At 52.9% G+C, this 17886-nt stretch carries 17 protein-coding genes; 5 read left to right on the top strand and 12 right to left on the bottom strand.

Annotated features, from left to right (window positions below):
- Positions 1–399 (bottom strand): DUF350 domain-containing protein, encoded by a 399-nt coding sequence (locus GN242_RS02540; protein WP_156286855.1) that lies wholly within the window; start codon positions 397–399, stop codon positions 1–3.
- A gap of 211 nt (positions 400–610) precedes the next feature.
- On the opposite strand from GN242_RS02540, the gene GN242_RS02535 reads away from it, so the two are divergent.
- The gene (locus tag GN242_RS02535; protein WP_156286854.1) at positions 611–1132 is read left to right on the top strand and encodes a type 1 glutamine amidotransferase domain-containing protein; all 522 of its coding nucleotides are present in this window, start codon (positions 611–613) and stop codon (positions 1130–1132) included.
- Between the two features lie 106 nt (positions 1133–1238).
- Positions 1239–1544, top strand: coding sequence for a GIY-YIG nuclease family protein (locus GN242_RS02530; protein ID WP_154753105.1), 306 nt, complete (start codon positions 1239–1241; stop codon positions 1542–1544).
- Here the strand turns inward: GN242_RS02530 and GN242_RS02525 are convergent.
- Together GN242_RS02525 and ubiT are read right to left on the bottom strand one after the other, a co-directional pair.
- Positions 1531–2034, bottom strand: coding sequence for a GNAT family N-acetyltransferase (locus GN242_RS02525; RefSeq protein ID WP_156286853.1), 504 nt, complete (start codon positions 2032–2034; stop codon positions 1531–1533). The genes GN242_RS02530 and GN242_RS02525 overlap by 14 nt on opposite strands.
- Positions 2028–2552 (bottom strand): ubiquinone anaerobic biosynthesis accessory factor UbiT, encoded by a 525-nt coding sequence (ubiT, locus tag GN242_RS02520; protein ID WP_156288168.1) that lies wholly within the window; start codon positions 2550–2552, stop codon positions 2028–2030. Before ubiT ends, GN242_RS02525 begins: the two co-directional genes overlap by 7 nt.
- Before the next feature lie 316 nt (positions 2553–2868).
- Between ubiT and ubiU the strand changes: the two genes are divergently transcribed.
- The 3 genes from ubiU to GN242_RS02505 all read left to right on the top strand — a co-directional run bounded on the left by ubiU (position 2869) and on the right by GN242_RS02505 (position 6023).
- Positions 2869–3864 (top strand): ubiquinone anaerobic biosynthesis protein UbiU, encoded by a 996-nt coding sequence (gene ubiU, locus GN242_RS02515; RefSeq protein WP_154753108.1) that lies wholly within the window; start codon positions 2869–2871, stop codon positions 3862–3864.
- A gap of 8 nt (positions 3865–3872) precedes the next feature.
- Positions 3873–4751 carry a U32 family peptidase gene (locus tag GN242_RS02510; protein WP_154753109.1) on the top strand — a complete coding sequence of 293 codons (879 nt, stop codon included), beginning with the start codon at positions 3873–3875 and terminating at the stop codon, positions 4749–4751.
- A gap of 264 nt (positions 4752–5015) precedes the next feature.
- Complete coding sequence (locus GN242_RS02505; RefSeq protein WP_156286852.1) at positions 5016–6023, top strand: luciferase-like monooxygenase; 1008 nt, start codon at positions 5016–5018, stop codon at positions 6021–6023.
- 102 nt (positions 6024–6125) lie between these two features.
- On the opposite strand, the gene GN242_RS02500 is transcribed toward GN242_RS02505, so the two are convergent.
- From GN242_RS02500 to nusA, 9 genes are all read right to left on the bottom strand, one after another.
- The gene (locus GN242_RS02500) at positions 6126–8072 is read right to left on the bottom strand and encodes a DEAD/DEAH family ATP-dependent RNA helicase (protein WP_154753111.1); all 1947 of its coding nucleotides are present in this window, start codon (positions 8070–8072) and stop codon (positions 6126–6128) included.
- Between the two features lie 16 nt (positions 8073–8088).
- Positions 8089–8145, bottom strand: coding sequence for a protein YrbN (gene yrbN, locus GN242_RS21900; RefSeq protein ID WP_100229640.1), 57 nt, complete (start codon positions 8143–8145; stop codon positions 8089–8091).
- A gap of 104 nt (positions 8146–8249) precedes the next feature.
- Positions 8250–9134 carry a lipoprotein NlpI gene (gene nlpI, locus GN242_RS02490; protein WP_154753112.1) on the bottom strand — a complete coding sequence of 295 codons (885 nt, stop codon included), beginning with the start codon at positions 9132–9134 and terminating at the stop codon, positions 8250–8252.
- A gap of 129 nt (positions 9135–9263) precedes the next feature.
- Entirely contained in the window at positions 9264–11402 is a 2139-nt protein-coding gene (gene pnp / locus GN242_RS02485) for a polyribonucleotide nucleotidyltransferase (protein WP_156286851.1), read from the bottom strand.
- Positions 11403–11712: 310 nt separating this feature from the next.
- Positions 11713–11982, bottom strand: a complete 270-nt coding sequence (gene rpsO, locus GN242_RS02480; RefSeq protein ID WP_154753114.1) for a 30S ribosomal protein S15 — start codon at positions 11980–11982, stop codon at positions 11713–11715.
- Positions 11983–12157: 175 nt separating this feature from the next.
- Positions 12158–13102 (bottom strand): tRNA pseudouridine(55) synthase TruB, encoded by a 945-nt coding sequence (gene truB / locus GN242_RS02475; protein WP_156286850.1) that lies wholly within the window; start codon positions 13100–13102, stop codon positions 12158–12160.
- Entirely contained in the window at positions 13102–13515 is a 414-nt protein-coding gene (rbfA, locus tag GN242_RS02470) for a 30S ribosome-binding factor RbfA (RefSeq protein ID WP_154753116.1), read from the bottom strand. Before rbfA ends, truB begins: the two co-directional genes overlap by 1 nt.
- A 124-nt stretch (positions 13516–13639) precedes the next feature.
- On the bottom strand, positions 13640–16333 hold the full coding sequence (infB, locus tag GN242_RS02465) for a translation initiation factor IF-2 (RefSeq protein WP_154753117.1): 2694 nt from the start codon (positions 16331–16333) through the stop codon (positions 13640–13642).
- A gap of 24 nt (positions 16334–16357) precedes the next feature.
- Positions 16358–17863, bottom strand: coding sequence for a transcription termination factor NusA (gene nusA, locus GN242_RS02460; RefSeq protein WP_154753118.1), 1506 nt, complete (start codon positions 17861–17863; stop codon positions 16358–16360).
- Positions 17864–17886: the final 23 nt, after the last annotated feature.

Here is a 17886-nt window from a genome sequence, read left to right as displayed (position 1 = left end):
TCAATAGGTCATGCAGGCCGCATTCAGGATACCAACACCCGTCGACACACCGCCAAGGAACAGCCCGGCAGCCGCGTGATTATCTTCAATACGGCGGCTGATATCCGCTATAAACAGGCGCACCACGGTAAACACCAGCAGCTGTACCACCAGAGCTACCGCTCCCCATACCAGGTAATCCAGCAGATTAACCGAGTTAATCGCCACGCTGGCCAGCGGAATGATGTAGCCCAGCAGCGCACCAATAAAGCCCCAGGTGGCCGCCAGATTATTCTCTTTAATCAGGCGCCATTCGTTATGGGGTGTAATACGGGTATAAATAAACAGGAATACCAGTACCATCGCGCAGCTGGTGAAAAAGTAGGAGGCAAAAGCAAGTAACAGATGCAGAGTAGCCATGAGATCGTCCTGGATAATGGGAACTTAATGGGGAATTATCATAAGGTGCTGTATACCTAAACACCAGCAACCTGCGTCTTCTTTACCTTTGTGTGCCCCATGATCCCCTCTAAAATCATCAACCTATAAAACATGAACCTGCTCCGGGTTGATTTTCAGCGTCAGTGAACCACACTTATGACGCTGTTAAATAAAATTTAAAGGAGAAAATATGAGCAAGAAAATTGCGGTGCTGATTACCGATGAATTTGAAGACTCAGAATTTACTTCTCCCGCCGAAGCGTATACAAAAGCCGGTCATCAGGTGATCACCATTGATAGTGAAGCGGGTAAAACCATTACCGGTAAACAGGGTAAAGCCACGGTTAAGGTTGATAAAAGTATCGACGATGTGCATCCGGCAGAGTTTGATGCGCTGTTACTGCCTGGAGGCCATTCACCGGATACACTGCGCGGTGACGATCGTTTTGTTGAATTTACTAAAGCCTTTGTCGCCCTGGGCAAGCCGGTGTTTGCCATCTGTCACGGGCAGCAGCTGCTGATCAGCGCCAATGCCGTTCGCGGACGTAAAATGACTACCGTAAAACCGGTGGTGATTGATTTGAAAAATGCTGGCGCAGACTTTTACGATGAAGAAGTCGTTGTTGATAACGACCGACTGGTTACCAGCCGTACCCCTGACGATCTGCCCGCGTTTAACCGCGAATCATTGCGTATCCTTGATGCAGCGTAATGTGTACTGAGGCCGGCCTCTGGCTGGCCTTTGTTGAGCTTCCCTTACTCCCACTCCTGCTCGATATGCGCTAAAGTAGCCGCACTGCTTTTCACCGAGATTCTCTATGACTCCTGCTGCGCCTGCCAACTGGCGCCTCTATATTCTGCGTACTGCCAACGGGATGTTGTATACCGGGATAACTAATGACGTGACGCGCCGATTTGCCCAGCATCAGAGCGGTAAAGGGGCGAAGGCATTACGCGGGAAGGGGCCGCTGGAGCTGCTGTTTCACTGCGAGGCAGGGGATCGCTCGCTGGCATCGAAGCTGGAGTATCAGGTTAAGCAGCTAAAAAAGACGCAGAAGATCAGGCTGGTAGAACACCAGCCTGCGTCACTAGCTCAGTGGCTTGCTGCGCTCAGAAACGATTAAATGGTTCCGAGAACTCAATACGCCCCTCGGCACCGTTAAAGGCATCATCCGCCAATTTATAGACCTGAAACGCAGCCCCGCTGTCTTCCCAGCGGCAGTGCAGCTGATGGTGTGCAGCCGGTTCAAAACCGTAAGGCTCAAAGTAAGCGGGATCGCCCAGTACCACTACGGCGGCATAGCCAAACTCATTCAGCGTATCCAGCCCTTCGTAGATCAGCTGCTTACCCAGGCCCTGCTTACGTACGCTCTCATCAACTGCCAGCGGTGCTAATGCCACCCACTGACGATCTTCACCGTTGAGTGTGACGGGGCTGAAAGCGGCATAGCCAAGCACCTGACCTTCATCATCTGTTGCCACCACACCGAGAGTTAATAACCCATCTTCACGTAATTGCTGCACCAGCTCTGCTTCCGCAGAAGTGGGGAAACTGCGACGCAGCAGGCTGTCGATGCTTGCAGCATCAATGCCAATTTCTGAGCGAATTAACATGATACACCTGCGCGATCCGCCGGGGAAATCGCGTCCTCTTTCATTCCGGCCTCAATAAAATCAGCCAGTTGCATTAGTCCAATGCGCAACGGAGCTGGCATGGATTCCAGATCGATAGCATCCATCAGGTTTTTCACTTCCAGACCCAGCTCAGTATCGCCTTCAATTAACAGACGACGCTGGAAAAACAGAGTATCAGGATCCTGTCTGCGGGCAGCGATAAGCGCTAAGTCGTTGGCATTGCCGCGAAACCAGACATCGGCCTCTTCACGGTCGGCCACCCGAAGTTGCCCCTGTTCCAGTGTGATTGACCAGCGTAACTCAAGATCATTGACCTCAATCCCCAGCCAGCGCCCTTCAAGAAAATCAAGCTCGCCTTCAGCCAGCGCCTGCTGAAACTGCCATCGTATCAACGCCTGTAGTAACGGCTTCTTCATAGCAAACGGGGTAAACCGCAGCGGAAAACGCAGTAATTGCGGCCCGTAGCGGACACATTGGCTGCGTATTGGGTTCAACACCATTATCACTCCTTACGAATAAATTTCAGCTATTTTGCCACAGCAACAAAAAGCATCTGACGGCTGGATCAACAAAGTGTGCGAACTTTACCTTAAATAATTCGAGTTCCCTTATGGGCCTGCCTGGATGCAGACAGGTGGTAAACCTGTAAGCGGGAGCAGACAACGCACCTGCAACTTGAAGTATGACGGTAAATACGAGTTTTATCAGGGAACACTAATCCCATCAATACGCCATTAGCTGCCTTAAATCAAAATTTGTCACCGACTTCATCACTAAAATCATCAACTCTTCTGATTAGTTGGATCGAACCTTATGGAACTTCTCTGCCCGGCCGGAAACCTTCCGGCACTCAAAGCGGCCATTGAAAATGGTGCCGACGCAGTTTATATCGGCCTGAAAGACGAGACCAACGCACGCCACTTTGCAGGGCTGAATTTTACCGATAAACGCCTGCAGGAAGCGGCGCGCTACGTCCATCAGCGTAAACGCAAACTACATGTGGCCATTAATACTTTTGCCCACCCTGACGGCTACGCACGCTGGCAGCGTGCCGTTGATATGGCCGCCGATGCGGGGGCCGATGCCTTAATCCTGGCAGATATTGCCATGCTGGCGTACGCCGCTGAAAAATATCCTCATATTGAGCGCCACGTCTCAGTGCAGGCATCTGCCACTAATGCGGCTGCCGTGCGTTTCTATCAGCGTAACTTTGATGTTGCCCGCGTGGTATTGCCGCGTGTGCTGTCAATGCATCAGGTTCGCCAGCTGGCGCGTGATACTACGGTTCCGCTCGAAGTCTTCGCTTTCGGCAGCCTCTGTATTATGGCCGAGGGGCGCTGTTATCTCTCTTCTTATCTGACCGGAGAGTCGCCCAATACCGTGGGAGCCTGTTCCCCGGCGCGCTTCGTTCGCTGGCAGCAAACACAGCAAGGTTTGGAATCACGGCTCAATGAAGTGCTGATTGACCGCTATGACAGCGGTGAAAATGCCGGTTATCCCACGCTGTGTAAGGGCCGATATAAGGTGGATGACGTGCGCTACCATGCGCTGGAAGAACCGACCAGCCTGAATACCCTGGCGCTGTTGCCGGAGCTGATGGCCGCCAATATTGTCTCCGTCAAAATAGAAGGACGCCAGCGCAGCCCGGCCTATGTTGAGCAGGTTGCACGGATCTGGCGTCAGGCCATCGATCGCTGCAAGGCCGATCCGCAAAGCTTTACCGCGCAGCCGCAGTGGATGGCGGCGCTGAGTGCGCTCAGTGAAGGTACCCAGACAACGCTCGGTGCCTATCACCGTCAGTGGCAGTAGGAGAACCCATGAAATACTCACTTGGCCCGGTATTGTGGTACTGGCCAAAAGAAACGCTGAATGAATTTTATCAGGCCGCGGCCAGCAGCGAGGCTGAGATTGTCTATCTCGGCGAGTCCGTGTGCAGCAAACGGCGCGCCACCAAAACCGCCGACTGGCTGAGTATGGCAAAATCGCTGGCCTCAGCCGGTAAACAGGTGGTACTCAGCACCCTTGCGCTGGTGCAGTCGCCGTCTGAGCTGACCGAGTTGAAGCGCTTTGTGGATAACGGCGAGTTTCTGATCGAAGCAAATGATTTTGGTGCCGTCACGCTGGCAAATGAAGCCGGTGTGCCGTTTGTCGCCGGGCCTGCATTAAATGTCTATAACGCGGTGACTCTGCAACTGCTGTTGAAAATGGGCATGACGCGCTGGTGTATGCCAGTGGAGCTGTCGCGCGACTGGCTGGTACAGCTGCTGAAACAGTGTGATGATCTGGCTATTCGCCAGCAGTTTGAGGTTGAGGTGTTAAGCTACGGCTATCTGCCGCTGGCGTACTCCGCCCGCTGCTTTACTGCCCGTTCTGAAAATCGCAGTAAGGATGAGTGTCAGACCTGCTGTATTGATTATCCGCAGGGGCGGCGCGTACGTACTCAGGAAGATCAGCAGGTGTTCGTGCTGAACGGCATCCAGACCATGAGCGGTAGCTGCTATAACCTTGGCAATGACCTGATCTCCATGCAGGGGCTGGTGGATATTGTCCGTCTGTCACCACAGGATATTGGAACGCTGTCGATGGTAAATCAGTTCCGTGCCAATGAAACCGGCCAGCAGCCGCTGACAATGGCACCCAACGATGACTGTAACGGCTACTGGCGTCGAGTTGCCGGACTGGAGCTGGTGAACTGATCCTTCTGCTATTCCCCACCGCCGTTCTGGCGGTGGGCCTGATCCTCTGCGCAATACTCGCGATAAAACATTAGCGGTTTTATTCTGCCTGACGATAGATGATACTTTCAGGCCTGGCACTATGACTATTCCCAGACTATTACCGTTGTGTCTGCTTATTTTTAAGGATCGCTGCGAACGGACAATTACCCGGGCAGCAGATCCCGTAGCCTGTCATTATTTGCACATGGCGCATATCCTGGCCGTTAGACAAAGTGAGCAACTATGCCTGATAAAAAGAACGCCCCTCTTTCCGTATTGGATCTTGCCCCTATTCCACAGGGAGCATCCGCACGCGATGCTTTTCATACATCACGATCTCTGGCGCAGCAGTCCGAGAAACTCGGCTTTCACCGCTACTGGGTCGCCGAACACCACAATATGAGCGGCATTGCCAGTGCGGCGACCTCAGTGCTGATTGGCTATCTGGCGGCAAATACTGAGACTTTGCGCCTGGGTTCCGGTGGCATAATGCTGCCAAACCATGCGCCGCTGGTGATTGCCGAACAGTTTGGCACGCTGGAGTCACTCTATCCTGGCCGTATCGATCTTGGTCTTGGGCGTGCCCCAGGTTCCGATCAGCGTACCATGATGGCCCTGCGTCGCCATATGGCGGGTCATGTTGATAACTTCCCGGCCGATGTCGCCGAACTGATCCGCTGGTTTGATCATAGCGGAGAGGAGAAGCCCGTCGTCCAGCCGGTGCCGGGAACCGGCCTGAAAATTCCTGTCTGGCTGCTTGGTTCAAGTCTCTACAGTGCACAGCTGGCGGCTCAGATGGGCCTGCCGTTTGCTTTTGCTTCGCATTTTGCGCCGGATATGCTGTTACAGGCGCTGCATCTTTATCGCGAAAACTTTAAACCTTCGGCGCGGCTGGAAAAACCGTATGCGATGGTATGTGTCAACGTTGTCGCGGCAGATAGCGAACGCGATGCCCGCTTCCTGTTTACCTCTATGCAGCAGCAGTTTATTAATCTGCGCCGTGGCAAGCCTGCCCCGCTACCGGCGCCGGTGGAAAATATGGATAATCTGTGGTCACCGTCCGAGCAGTACGGCGTGCAGCAAGCGCTAAGTATGTCGATAGTGGGTGATAAAGAGAAGGTTCGTCAGGGACTGGCGGCGCTGTTGCGTGAGACCCAGGCCGATGAAGTGATGGTTAACGGGCAGATTTTTGATCGCGCAGCGCGACTCAATTCCTTTGAGCTTGCAATGCAGGCGCGCAACGAGTTGTAGAATTATTGAGGATAACGGCCGAGGGATAGTGCGATCCTGCGTGCCAGATTTCAGATATAAAAAAACCAGCCCGAAGGCTGGTTTTTTATTTGGCATCAGTGATTACGCATCACGACGACGGGTTGGTGCTGCGCCGCCTTCAGTGCGAGGGCCACGGCTGGTAGCGCCATCACGGTTGAAACCGCCTGGACGACGCTCACCGCCACGGTCATTGCTGAAGCGACGACCGCCTTCAGCACCACCGCGTGGAGCTCCGCCTTCACGGCCTGCGCCAGAACCGAAACCACCACGTGCAGGGCCGCCCGGACGACGTTCGCCGCCACGGTCATTGCTGCGCGGCTGTGCATCACCAATCAGCTGCATATTCATTGGTTTATTCAGAATACGCGTACGAGTGAAGTGTTGCAGAACTTCGCCCGGCATGCCTTTTGGCAGTTCGATAGTTGAGTGAGTACCGAACAGCTTGATGTTACCAATGTAGCGGCTGCTGATGTCGCCTTCGTTAGCGATAGCACCAACGATATGACGAACTTCAACACCGTCATCACGGCCAACTTCGATGCGGTAAACTTCCATATCGCCAACGTCACGACGTTCACGACGTGGACGGTCGCCCGCTTCGCCACGTGCTTCGCGTGGTTCACGAGGGCCACGCTCTGGACGGTCACCACGACCGCCTTCACGGCGATCATCGCGGTCACGGAACTGGCTGCGAGGACGCTGTGGAGCATCGGCAGGAACGATCAGTGGACGTTCGCCCTGGGCCATTTTCAGCAGAGCTGCGGCCAGAGTTTCGATATCCAGCTCTTCTTCCTGAGGCTGCATCTTAGCCAGCAGAGCACGGTACTGCTCCAGATCGCTGCTTTCCAGCTGCTGCTGAACTTTAGCGGCAAACTTAGCCAGACGACGCTCACCCAGCAGTTCTGCGTTAGGCAGTTCCACTTCAGGAATAGTCAGCTTCATGGTGCGCTCGATGTTACGCAGCAGACGACGCTCACGGTTCTCAACGAACAGCAGAGCGCGGCCAGCACGACCAGCACGACCGGTACGGCCGATACGGTGAACGTAAGATTCTGCGTCCATCGGGATGTCATAGTTAACAACCAGGCTGATACGCTCAACGTCCAGACCACGAGCAGCAACGTCGGTAGCAATCAGGATGTCCAGACGACCATCTTTCAGACGCTCCAGAGTCTGCTCACGCAGTGCCTGGTTCATATCGCCGTTCAGTGCAGCACTGTTATAACCGCTGCGCTCCAGCGCTTCAGCAACTTCCAGCGTGGCATTTTTGGTACGTACGAAGATGATCGCCGCATCAAAGTCTTCTGATTCCAAGAAGCGAGTCAGTGCATCAGTTTTACGGCCATAGGCAGTCCAGTAGCTCTGGCTGATGTCAGGACGTGTAGTCATGCTTGACTGGATACGCACTTCCTGCGGATCTTTCATAAAGCGTTTAGTAATACGACGAATCGCTTCTGGCATGGTGGCAGAGAACAGAGCAGTCTGATGATTGTCTGGGATCTGAGCCATGATAGTTTCAACGTCTTCGATGAAGCCCATACGCAGCATTTCATCGGCTTCATCCAGCACCAGGCCGCGCAGGTTAGAAAGATCTAACGTGCCGCGTTTCAGGTGGTCAAGCAGACGGCCAGGTGTGCCCACAACAACCTGTGGCCCCTGACGCAGAGCGCGCAGCTGCACGTCGTAACGCTGGCCACCGTAAAGGGCCACCACGTTAAGACCGCGCATGTGTTTAGCGAATTCGGTCATCGCTTCAGCAACCTGAACCGCCAGTTCGCGGGTAGGTGCCAGCACCAGAATCTGCGGTGCTTTAACAGTAGGATCAATGTTGTGTAATAACGGCAGCGAGAATGCTGCGGTTTTGCCACTCCCGGTCTGCGCCATACCCAGCACATCACGGCCCGCCAGCAGATGAGGAATACACTCAAGCTGGATTGGGGAAGGCTTTACGTAGCCCATGCCGGTCAGTGATTCAAGGAGTTCGGCGTTCAGGCCAAGGTCAGCAAAAGTAGTTTGGATATCAGTCATGTAGTACACGTGCCTCTTAGATTGCGGCGGCCAGTCTACATAACTCGTCGTGAAAATTTTCAGTCATTTTCATCAAAAAGTGTGAACCGGCTCAAATTAGTGGTTTCGACGAACAAAAAGGCCCTCATCCGCTAAGATGATGACTTTTCGAAAATTCGGGCAATAAAAGTTCGTCAGCTATTGCTGGTCAGATTCTGATAAATCGTCTTGTGTCTGGCCGAGTAGGGCCAGCTCCAACAATGCATATCGATGCTCAACAAAGTTGTGAACGTTGTTGGCGACCGTCAGCTTGAACAACGCTTCCGCGTTGTCCTTCTCCCCCAGACTTAGGTAGTACTTACCTAAATAGAAGTTGGTTTCACTGAGATGTTCAGCGAGCGAGGTGTTATCCGTTGCGTCTGCCTGAAGCCGTTCCATCAGCGTTTTTTCGCTGATTTCGCCCAGGTAGAACTCGACAATATTCCATCCCCATTGCTCCTTAACCGCTTTGTCGTAACGCTGCTTGAGCGAAACTTTGGCCTGGTCTGCGTTGATCTCACGTTCAGTGAGATACAGCCACAGGCTGCGGAAGGGATCGTTAGGATCGTCTTGATAAAACGCCAGCAGATCATCTTGCGCCAATTTAAATCTACCGCCGTAATACAGGGCGATGCCTCGATTTAAACGCGCATAATTGTAAGTTGGATCAAGCTCAAGTACAGAATCAAACGCTTCATAGGCAGCATCAAAGTTGCCTGCCTGCGTTAAGTATATGCCTAAGTAATTGAATACTTCAGGCATATCAGGTCTGATAGACAGCGCTTGTGAAAAATCATTTCGCGCCAGTGCTCTCAAACCGAGACTATCATACAACACTCCGCGCTCATATAACAGCTGTGCGCGTTCATCATCGGTCAATGACCGACTGGCAAGTATTTGTTCCATACGAGCGAGAATGACTTCCTGTTGCAGCGTAGGCTGCAATGGAACCGCCAAAACTTCGTTCTTACGCCAATCGGTGCTGCTGCATCCTGACAGCGTCAGAGCTGTCGCAACTAAACACCAGCGCAAAAATGGCTTCATTTACCACTCCCGAAAACAAACATTGGGACGAGCATCCTGTCATCCGCCTGCCGTTCACAAGGCCATCCAGCCCTCGCGTTCAAACAATCCTCCACATCCGAAGATGCGGAGGACTCAATGGTGATGCGTTTATTCTGCTTCAGGTGCTGGCGCTACAGGAGCTTCAGCTTCAGCAGGCTGTGCCTGCTCGCTGGCTTCTTTGATGCTCAGGCGTACGCGACCCTGACGGTCAACTTCCAGCACTTTCACTGGAACTTCCTGGCCCATCTGCAGGTAGTCTGTCACTTTCTCTACACGCTTATCAGCGATCTGAGAAATATGTACCAGACCTTCTTTACCGCCACCGATAGCTACGAAGGCACCAAAATCAACGATGCGAGTCACTTTACCGTTGTAGATACGACCCACTTCGATTTCTGCGGTGATCTCTTCGATACGACGGATAGCAAATTTCGCTTTCTCACCGTCGGTCGCTGCGATTTTCACCGTACCGTCATCTTCGATTTCGATGGTAGTGCCAGTCTCTTCTGTCAGCGCACGGATAACCGAGCCACCTTTACCGATCACGTCTTTAATCTTATCAACGCTAATCTTAATGGTGTGAATACGTGGAGCAAACTGAGAGATGTCGCCGCGCGGGGTGCTGATAGCCTGTTCCATAACGCTCAGGATGTGCAGACGCGCGCCCTTAGCCTGGTTCAGTGCTTCATGCATGATTTCGCGGGTGATACCTTCGATTTTGATGTCCATCTGCAGCGCGGTGATACCTTCACGGCTACCGGCTACTTTGAAGTCCATATCGCCGAGGTGATCTTCGTCGCCGAGGATATCTGACAGTACAACAAAGTTGTTTTCGTCTTTGACCAGGCCCATCGCGATACCGGCTACGGCAGCTTTGATTGGTACGCCTGCATCCATCAGTGCCAGAGAAGCACCACAAACAGACGCCATTGAAGACGAGCCGTTTGATTCAGTGATTTCAGACACTACGCGCACGGTGTACGGGAACGCATCGCCTTTAGGCATCACTGCCAGCACGCCGCGCTTCGCCAGACGACCGTGACCGATTTCACGACGCTTCGGAGAACCTACCATGCCGGTTTCGCCGACAGAGTATGGAGGGAAGTTGTAGTGGAACAGGAAGTTGTCAGTACGCTCGCCCATCAGTTCATCAAGGTTCTGCGCATCACGGGCTGTACCCAGCGTTGCGGTAACCAGAGCCTGAGTTTCACCACGGGTGAACAGCGCTGAACCGTGAGTACGTGGCAGAACGCCAGTACGCACATCCAGACCACGAATCATGTCTTTTTCACGGCCATCGATACGTGGCTCACCGCGCAGAATGCGGCTACGCACCACGTCTTTTTCCAGCGCGTGCAGGATATCGTTGATTTCGCCCGCATCCAGTGATTCGTCTTCAGCCAGCAGCGCTGCTGTGGTTTCGGATTTGATCACGTCAACCTGAGCGTAACGCTCCTGTTTTTCGGTGATACGGTAGGCATCGCTCAGGCGAGATTCAGCCAGTGCAGCGATACGCGCGTTCAACGCTTCGTTGGCAGGTTCTGGTGTCCAGTCCCAACGTGGTTTGCCTGCAACTGCCACCAACTCGTTGATGGTGTCGATAACAATCTGCTGCTGGTCATGGCCAAACACTACCGCGCCCAACATCTGGTCTTCGCTCAACAGTTCAGCTTCTGACTCAACCATCAGTACCGCGCCTTTTGTACCAGCAACCACCAGATCCAGCTTGCTCTCTTTGAGTTCATCGGTGGTTGGGTTCAGGACATACTGATCATTCAGGTAACCGACGCGCGCTGCGCCGATAGGGCCGTTGAATGGCAGACCAGACAGTGCCAGTGCAGCAGAGGCACCGATCAGCGCAACGATATCCGGGTTAACCTGTGGGTTAACGGAAACAACGGTAGCGATTACCTGCACTTCATTGACGAAGCCTTCAGGGAACAACGGACGAAGCGGGCGGTCAATCAGACGCGAGGTGAGGGTTTCACCTTCACTTGGACGGCCTTCGCGACGGAAGAAGCTACCTGGGATACGACCAGCAGCGTAGGTACGCTCCTGATAGTTTACGGTCAGTGGGAAGAAATCCTGACCTGGTTTTGCATTTTTGCGGCCAACAACGGTCACGAACACTGCGGTGTCGTCCATGCTAACCATTACGGCAGCCGTTGCCTGGCGAGCCATCATACCGGTTTCAATAGTGACGGTATGCTGACCATACTGGAATTTTTTGACGATCGGATTCAGCAAAATTAGTTCCTTAACTTCAGGGTCGGTAGTTTTTTATACCAACCGTGGATTTCTAATCTTCATTCTTGCATCCTCGCGACTAATGACAACCCTGATCCCACACGGGATAAAGCCTCTCATTAGCCGCGCGAACCTCTGCAACTGAAGATCACACTCAGCAACAATACAATAGTTTGCCTGTAATTGCTGCCGCTTGCTTGAAAAAAGGGGCCATAAAGGCCCCTTTCCAGCGAAACTCGCACCAGGTTGTCCAGATTACCCACTTTAGTTTTCAGATGCTCTGAAATCGTGGCGGGACAACCTGTAAGACTTAGCGACGCAGACCCAGACGTTCGATCAGGCTGGTGTAACGTGCAACATCTTTACGCTTCAGGTAATCCAGCAGCTTACGACGCTGGGAAACCATGCGCAGCAGACCGCGACGGCTGTGGTGGTCTTTCTTGTGCTCAGAGAAGTGACCCTGCAGGTGACTGATCTGTGCACTCAGAAGTGCAACCTGAACTTCAGTAGAACCACTGTCGTTTGCGTCACGACCGAAATCAGCAACGATCTGTGCTTTAGTTTCAACACTTAGAGACATGAGACAACTCCAAAAAATTAAGATAAATGTACAGGCGCCGATCTCTAATTCAGCAACCCAGTGTAAAGCCGCGCCATTCTACTCTTAGCGCCTGACAAGCGCAAACACAGCCGTCATATTTCGAACAGTAAACATGCTGAATTCCGCGCCCGACCACCTGAACTATTTTACCCGGTTAGTCGAAATATTCGACAACGAGCCGACGCGGCGCCACACGTCCATCGTCAGCGATTTCCGCCATGCCGATAAACTTGCGATCGTCACCTTCAGTGACTCGTACTAACCCGCTGGCCGGTGCGCCCGCCACCTGAACCGGCATGCCCTGCTTGAAATAAGCAGCTACTGAACTCAGCAGATTGACTACCGGATATTCGGCCGCTGGGCTGTCCATTGGCATCAGCAGTGCATCCAGCAGATCGGCTGGAGTCTGCTCGGTGCGGTGCGCTTCTTCGGTCAGGGCGCTGAGTTGCTCCAGCGTCACCATCTTCTCAATCGGATAGGTGGCAACCTGAAGGCGACGCAGATAAGTAACATGTGCGCCACAGCCAAGTTTTTCACCAAGATCGTCGATGATGGTACGAATATACGTTCCTTTGGAAACGTGGATTTCCAGCTCAAGTTCATTGCTTTCATGGCGAATAAACAGCAGCTCATATACACGAATACTACGTGACTCACGCGGAACTTCTATCCCTTCGCGAGCATATTCGTACAGCTTACGGCCCTGATATTTGAGCGCGGAATACATTGATGGAATCTGCTGAGTTTCACCACGGAAACTTTCCAGCGCCTGCTCCAGGGACTCCGCCGTAAATTCTACCGGGCGCTCACTGACAATCACACCATCCGCATCTGAGGTGTCAGTACGCTGGCCCAGGCGAGCAATTACCCGGTAACGTTTATCAGATTCCAGCAGATACTGGGAGAATTTCGTCGCTTCTCCCAGACAAATCGGCAGCATGCCTGTCGCCAGTGGATCCAGCGCGCCGGTATGCCCGGCACGATTGGCGTTATACAAACGTTTCACTTTTTGCAGCGCATCGTTGGAGGAGAGCCCGGTTGGCTTGTCCAGCAACAGTACGCCGTGGATATCGCGACCGCGACGGCGAGGACGACTCATTACTCTGCTTTGCCTTCTTCCTGATTATCTTCTGCCGGGCCACGACGCTCTTCGTCATTTCTGACCACGTTGGTGACGAGGTTAGACATGCGCATCCCTTCAACCAGCGAGTTATCGTAGAAGAAGGTCAGTTCAGGAACGATACGCAGTCGCATTGCTTTACCAAGCAGGCTGCGGATATAACCAGATGCATCACCCAGAGCGCGCAGACCACCCTTGATTGCCGCTTCGTCTTTATCGTTGAGGAAAGTAACGAACACCTTGGCATAAGCCAGGTCACGTGACACATCCACACCCGAAACAGTTACCATCATTCCCAAACGCGGATCTTTAATCTCGCGCTGCAAAATGGTAGCGATCTCTTTTTGCAGCTCCTGAGAAACGCGCTGCGGGCGACCAAATTCTTTCGCCATAATTTTTCTCTCCAAATAACTTGGGAGGCCAGAAGCCTCCCAAATAATACCCTTCACCTTTCACGTCGCAGAAGCATTTTCTGCCCCTGAGGGACGCGAAATCTATTGGATACCTGCCTGACGATTAGTCGATAGTACGCTGGATTTCGATAATTTCGAATACTTCGATCATATCGCCAACACGCACATCGTTGTAGTTCTTCACGCCGATACCACATTCCATGCCGTTACGGACTTCGTTAACGTCATCTTTGAAGCGGCGCAGGGATTCCAGCTCGCCTTCATAGATAACCACGTTGTCACGCAGTACGCGGATTGGGTTGTGACGTTTGATATTACCTTCCGTCACCATACAACCTGCGATGGCACCGAATTTCGGTGATTTGAACACGTCACGTACCGCAGCCAGACCGATAATCTGCTGTTTGTACTCTGGTGCCAGCATACCGCTCATCGCTGCTTTAACTTCGTCAATCAGATTATAGATGACGGAGTAGTAACGCAGATCCAGGCTTTCAGCATCAATTACGCGACGCGCAGAAGCATCGGCACGAACGTTGAAGCCAACCAGGATGGCGTTTGAAGCTGCTGCCAGGGTGGCGTCGGTCTCAGTGATACCGCCCACACCAGAACCGATGATTTTCACTTTCACTTCATCAGTAGACAGTTTCAGCAGGGATTCGGTGATAGCTTCAACAGAACCCTGTACGTCAGCTTTCAGCACGATGTTCAGTTCAGAAACTTCGCCTTCGGTCATGTTCGCAAACATGTTTTCCAGTTTAGATTTCTGCTGACGAGCCAGCTTAACTTCACGGAATTTGCCCTGACGATACAGTGCAACTTCACGCGCTTTCTTCTCGTCACGTACCACGGTCGCTTCATCACCCGCTGCCGGCACACCGGACAGGCCGAGGATCTCAACCGGGATAGAAGGGCCAGCGGTCAGTACTTCGCGACCCAGCTCATCACGCATCGCACGGACACGGCCGTATTCGAAGCCGCACAGAACGATATCGCCTTTGTTCAGCGTACCTTCACGTACCAGTACAGTTGCAACCGGGCCACGACCTTTATCAAGGAAGGATTCGATCACCACACCGCTTGCCATACCCTGACGCACTGCGCTGAGTTCAAGAACTTCAGCCTGCAACAGGATCACGTTCAGCAGGTCATCGATACCGGTACCGACTTTTGCAGAAACGTTAACGAACATGTTTTCGCCGCCCCACTCTTCCGGAATAATACCGTACTGGGTGAGTTCGTTTTTAACACGGTCTGGATCTGCTTCTGGCTTATCGCATTTGTTCACAGCAACAACAACCGGCACTTTAGCCGCTTTGGCGTGCTGGATAGCTTCGATGGTCTGTGGCATCACGCCATCGTCCGCTGCAACAACCAGGATAACGATATCCGTTGCCTGAGCACCACGGGCACGCATTGAGGTAAACGCTGCGTGGCCTGGGGTATCGAGGAAGGTCACCATACCGTTGTCAGTTTCAACGTGGTAAGCACCGATGTGCTGGGTAATGCCGCCCGCTTCGCCTGAGGCGACTTTAGTGGAGCGAATATAGTCCAGCAGCGAGGTTTTACCATGGTCAACGTGACCCATGATGGTCACAACCGGCGCACGAGCTTCACGCACGGCATCGGTATCACGATCGCTCATGACCGCTTCTTCCAGTTCGTTCTCACGGCGCAGAGTCACTTTATGACCCATTTCTTCCGCCACTAACTGAGCCGTTTCCTGGTCGATAACCTGGTTGATGGTAGCCATTGCGCCCATTTTCATCATCGCTTTGATGACCTGGGAGCCTTTCACTGCCATCTTGTTAGCCAGTTCCGCTACGGTGACAGTCTCACCGATGATTACGTCACGGTTAACTGCCTGAGCTGGCTTGTTGAAGCCCTGCTGCAGGGTGCTTGGCTTGCGTTTGCCGCCTTTACCACCGCGAACCTGCGCACGCGCTTCTTCACGGTCAGTTTTCGCTTCAGAATGCTTGTTGCCTTTCTTGCGAACAGGGGCTTTCGCTGGACGTGTAGCAGTACGCGTACGACGGTCACCTTCGACCTGCGCATCATTTTCGTCTTCTGCTGCACGAGCGTGTGTTGAAGTAGTAACGTGGTAGTCAGAAGTGTCTTCCACTTCTTTAACCTGCGTCCACTCTTCGCCTTTCTCTTCCGCCATTTTACGTGCTTCTTCGGCTACGCGCTTCGCTTCTTCTTCGATCTTGCGACGCGCTTCTTCTTCAGCTTTACGCTTCAGTTCTGCCGATTCCGCTTCGCGGCGGGCTTTATCGGACTGAGAGGCCCGGGTCATTTCGTCGGTATGTTGATTGCTCACTTTATCTTTTTCCGCTGCTTCACGTTTGGCTTTATCAGCTGCCTCACGCTTGGCCTGCTCCTCGGCTTCACGCTTCGCTTTGTCTTGAGCTGCGCGCTGGGCTTGTTCTTCAGCCTCGCGACGAGCCAGTTCTTCCGCTTCACGCTCTGCCTGGGCTTCAGCTTCTGCTTGTTCAGCATCTGCCGGATCGCCTTTTACATAAGTGCGTTTTTTGCGGACTTCGATTTGCACCGACTTACTTTTGCCCCCGGTGCCTGGAACATTCAGTGTGCTGCGCGTTTTGCGCTGCAGAGTAAGTTTACCAGATCCGCCGCCATGTTCGCGGTTCAGATGGGTTAACAAAGTTTCTTTTTCGTGCTGGGTTACAGAGTCGGTTTCAGACTTTTGGATCCCTGCATCAGCAAATTGCTGTACCAGGCGTTCTACCGGTGTCTGAATCTCTGCGGCCAGCGATTTTACGGTTACATCTGTCGTCATGCTGTTCCTTCCTGCTACAGTTTATTACGCGTCGTCGCCGAACCAGCAGATATTTCGTGCAGCCATAATCAGCTCACCAGCCCGTTCATCATTCAGGCCATCAATATCTGATAGATCGTCAACACCCTGCTCGGCAAGATCTTCCAGCGTGCAAACGCCTTTAGCTGCCAGCTTGAAGGCCATCTCACGATCCAAACCTTCCAGGCCGAGTAAATCTTCAGCCGGTTGGGTATCGCCGAGGCTCTCTTCCTTGGCCAGTGCCAGGGTGGTTAACGCGTTTTTAGCTCGGTCGCGCAATGCTTCTACTGTCTCTTCATCAAGACCGTCAATTTCCAGCAGCTCGTTAATCGGCACATAAGCCAGCTCTTCAAGAGAAGAGAAGCCTTCTTCGACCAGTACGGTAGCGAAGTCTTCGTCGATGTCGAGATGTTTGGTAAAGACGTCGATGGCAGCATGAGCTTCAGCCTGATGCTTGGCCTGCAGGTCGTCGACCGTCATCACGTTCAGCTCCCAGCCACTTAACTGTGACGCTAAACGCACGTTTTGGCCATTACGGCCGATCGCCTGGGCCAGATTACCAGCTTCCACAGCGATATCCATGGTGTGATTATCTTCATCCACCACGATAGAGGCGACATCCGCCGGGGCCATTGCGTTGATGACGAACTGCGCAGGATTATCATCCCACAGTACGATATCAATACGCTCGCCACCCAGCTCACTGGATACCGCCTGAACACGCGCACCACGCATACCTACGCAAGCACCGACCGGATCGATACGCTTGTCGTTTGTTTTAACGGCGATTTTAGCTCGGGAGCCAGGATCGCGCGCAGCGGCTTTAATTTCAATAACTTCTTCTGCGATTTCCGGCACTTCGATGCGGAACAGTTCGATCAGCATCTCGGGTTTAGAACGGCTCACAAACAGCTGGGCACCACGCGCTTCAGGGCGCACGGCGTACAGCACGCCACGGATACGGTCACCCGGGCGGAAGTTTTCACGAGGCAGCATATCTTCACGAATGATTACGGCTTCCGCGTTGGTGTTAGAACCATCGTTTGGACGCACTTCGAGAGAGATATTGTCACGGTTTACTTTCTTCACCACACCGGTGATGATTTCGCCTTCCTGCTCGCGGAACTGATCAACGACCATCGCACGTTCAGCTTCACGAACTTTTTGTACGATAACCTGCTTGGCAGTCTGAGTAGTGATACGGTCGAAGGTAACAGATTCGATCTGATCTTCAACATAACCACCCAGGCCCAGCGATTCATCTTCGTAGACAGCAGCTTCCAGCGTGATTTCACGAGTCGGCATTGTCACTTCATCGACAATCAGCCAACGGCGGAAGGTATCGAAATCGCCACTTTTGCGATCGATACTGACGCGAACGTCAATTTCCTGCTCATATTTTTTCTTGGTAGCTGTGGCCAGCGCGCTCTCCAGCGCTTCGAAAATCTTCTCGCGCGGGAGGGATTTCTCATTAGAGACCGCTTCTACAACAGCTAAGATTTCTTTGTTCATCCTGGTATGCCTCAATCCGGACT

The sequence above is a fragment of the Erwinia sorbitola genome (assembly GCF_009738185.1).
GTDB lineage: Bacteria > Pseudomonadota > Gammaproteobacteria > Enterobacterales > Enterobacteriaceae > Erwinia > Erwinia sorbitola.
Note: the sequence above shows the minus strand (reverse complement) of the source record. Positions and strands in the feature narration are given on the sequence as shown.